Raw genomic sequence first — 4255 nt, 5'->3', positions numbered from 1 at the left:
TTTCTAGAACAATTCCTTACGAATAATGTTCTGACTTCTTTCTGGACCTACCGAAACTAAATAAACATTAATTCCTAAATAGTTTTCAATAAATTCAATATATTTCTTCGCCGTCTCAGGAAGTTCATCATAAGATCTAACATTGGTAATATCCTCATCCCAACCTGGAAGTTCTTCGTAAATCGGCTCGTAATCATACAATTTAGTGGTAGAAGAAGTGAAATAATCAATAATTTTACCATCCTCCGTTTTATATTTTGTAACGATCTTCAAAGGTTGAATACCGCTTAAAACATCTAATTTGGTGATCACTAAATTATTGATACCATTAATCATTGTTGCATGTTTCAATGAAACCAAATCTAACCAACCTGTTCTTCTTGGTCTACCTGTTGTAGCTCCAAATTCATGGCCAATCTGTCTGATTTTTTCACCAAGTTCATTATCTAATTCAGATGGAAATGGACCATTACCAACTCTTGTTGTATAAGCTTTAGCAACTCCAATTAAATTTTGCAAACTCGTTGGAGGCACTCCTGCTCCTGTACAAACACCTCCTGTTGACGGAGAAGACGAAGTAACATATGGATATGTTCCAAAATCGATATCCAACATTAACGCTTGAGCTCCCTCAAACAATACATTTTTACCATCTCTAATCGCTTCATTAAGTTCAAGTTCGGTATCAACAATTCTATCTTGCAATTGCTGTCCAATCGCTATGTACTCCTGAATCATAGATTCCGCATCCAAAGTCTCCTTTCCATAATATTTTTCGAAAAGAGAATTTTTAAGTTTCAAATTCTTTTCGATCTTATCCCTCAAAACTTCAGGGTTAAGCAAGTCAACCATTCGGATTCCTATTCTTGCGATTTTATCTTCGTAGCAAGGACCAATTCCCTTTTTTGTAGTACCAATCTGTGTTCCTCCTTTTTCTTCCTCGCGGTAAGTATCCAATAAGATATGATAAGGCATAATCACATGTGCTCTTCTACTGATGAACACATGGTCTGTTTTCATACCTTTTGCCTCGATTTGACCGATTTCTTTAATAAAAGACATAGGATTAACTACAACTCCATTAGCAATGAAGCACTTTCCAGGGCACTGCAATACTCCTGAAGGAAGCAAGTGCAAAACAAATTTTTCATCTCCAGCATAGACCGTATGCCCAGCATTATCACCTCCTTGGAAGCGCACCACATAGTCTGATTTTGAAGATAATACATCGGTGATTTTCCCTTTTCCTTCGTCGCCGTATTGAAGACCGACAACCACGTAAGTTGACATATATTTTTGTATTTATTAGGTTCGCACAAATTTAGTTTATATTAAAAGTATGACCAAGTAATGTGGAAAAGTTTTAATCAGTTTTTCATTTTTATAACCTATTAAAATTCTTTACTTTTGCGGTACAATAACAGCTTATGGAAAGTATTAGAGTACACGACAAAAATTTTGTTCCTTACATGAAGCACGAGGAATTACAAAAAATAATAAAAGAGCTTGCAGAAAAAGTACATGAAGATTACAAAGAAGAAACTCCAGTCTTTATCGGGGTTCTTAATGGGGTTTTCATGTTTTTTTCGGATTTCATGAAGTATTATCCAGGAAATTGCGAAGTAGCTTTCCTACAAGTAAGTTCTTATTCTGGGACGGAATCCACTGGGATTGTTTATCAAAAGATGGAATTAACCAAGGATGTTGAAGGGAGACATATCATCTTGATGGAAGACATCGTTGACACAGGAAATACCATCGAAAGCCTTTATAAGTATTTCGAAAACACCCAACGTCCACAATCTCTAAAAGTAGCTTCACTCCTTTTGAAACCAGAAGTTTACAAAAAAGACTTTAAAATCCATTATGTAGCCAAAGAGATTCCAAACAAATTCGTTTTAGGCTATGGCTTAGATTATGATGAGTTAGGTAGAAATCTTCCGGATCTTTATCAATTAGAAGAAGGAAGAATTAACCACTAAGGAATAGAAACAAAATAAAAATCGCAGGAAAAAATTTTTTCCTGCGATTTTTTTATAAAAAAACAAAACTATATTATTCTTTAATCAATTTCACTTGCTCAACTTTTCCATCTTGACCTTCGATATGAGCAAAATAAGTTCCTTTTGGTCCATTAATTTTAATACTTGCAACCTGAGCACGACTTGTATTTAGATTTTCTTTCTGAATTAATTTTCCAGAAACATCATAAACAGAAACCGTAACATCCGAACCATTATTGAAAACAAAATTGAATTCACCTGATGATGGATTAGGATAAACTTTTATAGCATTCTTAGCTTTTGCATCCGCTGTAGCAAGAGATGTAACTGCTACGCATGACGACATAGACATACATCCATTAAGATTAACCAAAACCGAATAATTTCCAATTGCTGTAGGTGTATAAGTTTGAGAAGTCGCACCACTAATTGCAGTACTAGTTGCACAATCATACCATTGATAAGACGCCCCTGTTTGCGTTGCGCTTAACATTCCGCTCGAAAAAGAAGCAGTGTTATCAACAGTAACCAAAGTCAGAGCTTTAGGAGCATCAAAGTTAGAAGTAGTACCTGTCATTGCAAAGTTAGTCGCTGTCATATTCGCAGTATTACCAGAGTAATCAAAAATGCTTGCAGCATTAGTTCCGGAAGGTGCCCCTTCATTAAATTTGTAGTAACGCACCAACCCAGTTTGATTACTACAAAATTCAGTATTCATATTGGCTTGGATTTCAGCTGCTGTTCGCGCAACATTCCAAACTCTAACTTCATCAATATTTCCTTGAAAAAAGTTAAGCCCATCAACACGGTTACCAATTCTAAAAGTACCTGTTGTAGGCGTATTAGGATTTCCAGTCAATGATGCTCCAGTTTGATTTGCAACTGCTACACCATCTACATAAAATTGAACCCTTGCCGCTCCAGATAACGTGGAATTCCAGACCACCGCAACATGATGCCAGTTCCCATCATTTAAAGGCGAAGTGGATGCCGTATCACAGTTAACTCCACCTCCATTGAACTCAAGTCTCAAGCGGTTACCCCAAAGAATATTAAAAGTAAACCTTTGCCATGTAGAAGTACTTCCCATATCTACAATGACACTTTGAGTACCACTTGTTCCTGGATCCGAATTCTTAGTTGTTTTAATCCAAGCTTCAATAGTTCTTGATGACGCACCCGTCACTGGAACACTAGTACTGACAACATGGTCATCGGTCCCATCAAAGTTGAGACTCGCTTGTGCAAATGAAGTTGTAAAACCAAATACTGTTAACGCAGCAGAAAGAAGTAATGTTTTTCTCATAATTATTATTTTTTGATGTATCCCCAAATATAATTAAAAACATTGTAAAATCAATCATGCTTTAGTACCAATTTTCTAGAATTTTAATATTTTAGGTGTCAATTTTACATTGTATTACTAGTGAAAAATCCCTTACTTTGAATACGTTAAATAACTAATTAGAAAATTATCAAAATTCTGTCCCCTTAACACAATTAATAAACTCAAGTATCTTTAAAAATAGGCGATTCTAAAAAGTTTTTTCATAATTTTGCAATAATACATTTACATTTAATTAATATTAAAATACAGAAATGATTAACATCGTTCTCTTCGGCCCTCCTGGAAGTGGGAAAGGCACTCAAGCTCAAAATCTAATCGAGAAGTTTAATCTGAAACAAATCTCAACAGGAGATTTATTCCGATACAACATTAAAAACGAAACAGAACTTGGCAAATTGGCCAAATCTTTCATGGACAAGGGAGAACTGGTGCCAGATCAGGTGACCATCGACATGTTGATTGATGACGTCAAAAAACCAACGGAAGCATCTGGATTTATTTTTGATGGATTCCCTAGAACAGCAGCACAAACAGAAGCTTTGGAAACCATCGTTTCTGAAGTTCTGAATGATAACATTGACATCTGTCTTTCTTTGGTAGTAGAAGACGAAATATTAGTTGACCGTCTGCTAAATCGTGGTAAGACAAGTGGAAGAAGCGACGATGCTGACGAGAATATTATCCGTAACAGAATCAAAGAATATTATGCAAAAACAGCTGAAGTCGCTGAACTTTACAAACAACAAGGAAAATATGTTGAAGTTAATGGCGTAGGAGAAATTGATGAAATTTCTGAAAAACTTTTTGCTGAAGTAGAAAAAATTAAATAGGTGGCAGATAATAGGTTTTAGGGAGTATCATAATTGCGATTATTTTTCACTTCCTAAATTAACTTATAATCTAA

At 35.3% G+C, this 4255-nt stretch carries 4 protein-coding genes; 2 read left to right on the top strand and 2 right to left on the bottom strand.

What is annotated here, in order from left to right:
• Positions 1-3: 3 nt before the first annotated feature.
• Positions 4-1290 (bottom strand): adenylosuccinate synthase, encoded by a 1287-nt coding sequence (locus tag AC4AGG_RS15475; protein ID WP_489772919.1) that lies wholly within the window; start codon positions 1288-1290, stop codon positions 4-6.
• Between the two features lie 137 nt (positions 1291-1427).
• On the opposite strand from AC4AGG_RS15475, the gene hpt reads away from it, so the two are divergent.
• Positions 1428-1982 carry a hypoxanthine phosphoribosyltransferase gene (gene hpt, locus AC4AGG_RS15470; protein ID WP_489772918.1) on the top strand — a complete coding sequence of 185 codons (555 nt, stop codon included), beginning with the start codon at positions 1428-1430 and terminating at the stop codon, positions 1980-1982.
• A 73-nt stretch (positions 1983-2055) separates the two neighbouring features.
• Here the strand turns inward: hpt and AC4AGG_RS15465 are convergent, their stop codons facing one another.
• Positions 2056-3309: a T9SS type A sorting domain-containing protein gene (locus tag AC4AGG_RS15465; protein WP_489772917.1), complete on the bottom strand. Its 1254-nt coding sequence runs from the start codon at positions 3307-3309 to the stop codon at positions 2056-2058.
• Positions 3310-3602: 293 nt separating this feature from the next.
• Between AC4AGG_RS15465 and AC4AGG_RS15460 the strand changes: the two genes are divergently transcribed.
• Complete coding sequence (locus tag AC4AGG_RS15460; RefSeq protein WP_489772916.1) at positions 3603-4181, top strand: adenylate kinase; 579 nt, start codon at positions 3603-3605, stop codon at positions 4179-4181.
• Positions 4182-4255 lie beyond the last annotated feature (74 nt).

It is taken from the genome of Chryseobacterium sp. CG10_8, assembly GCF_058117085.1.
The sequence above is the reverse complement of the archived record's forward strand: the minus strand, read 5'-3'. Positions and strand labels throughout refer to the sequence as shown.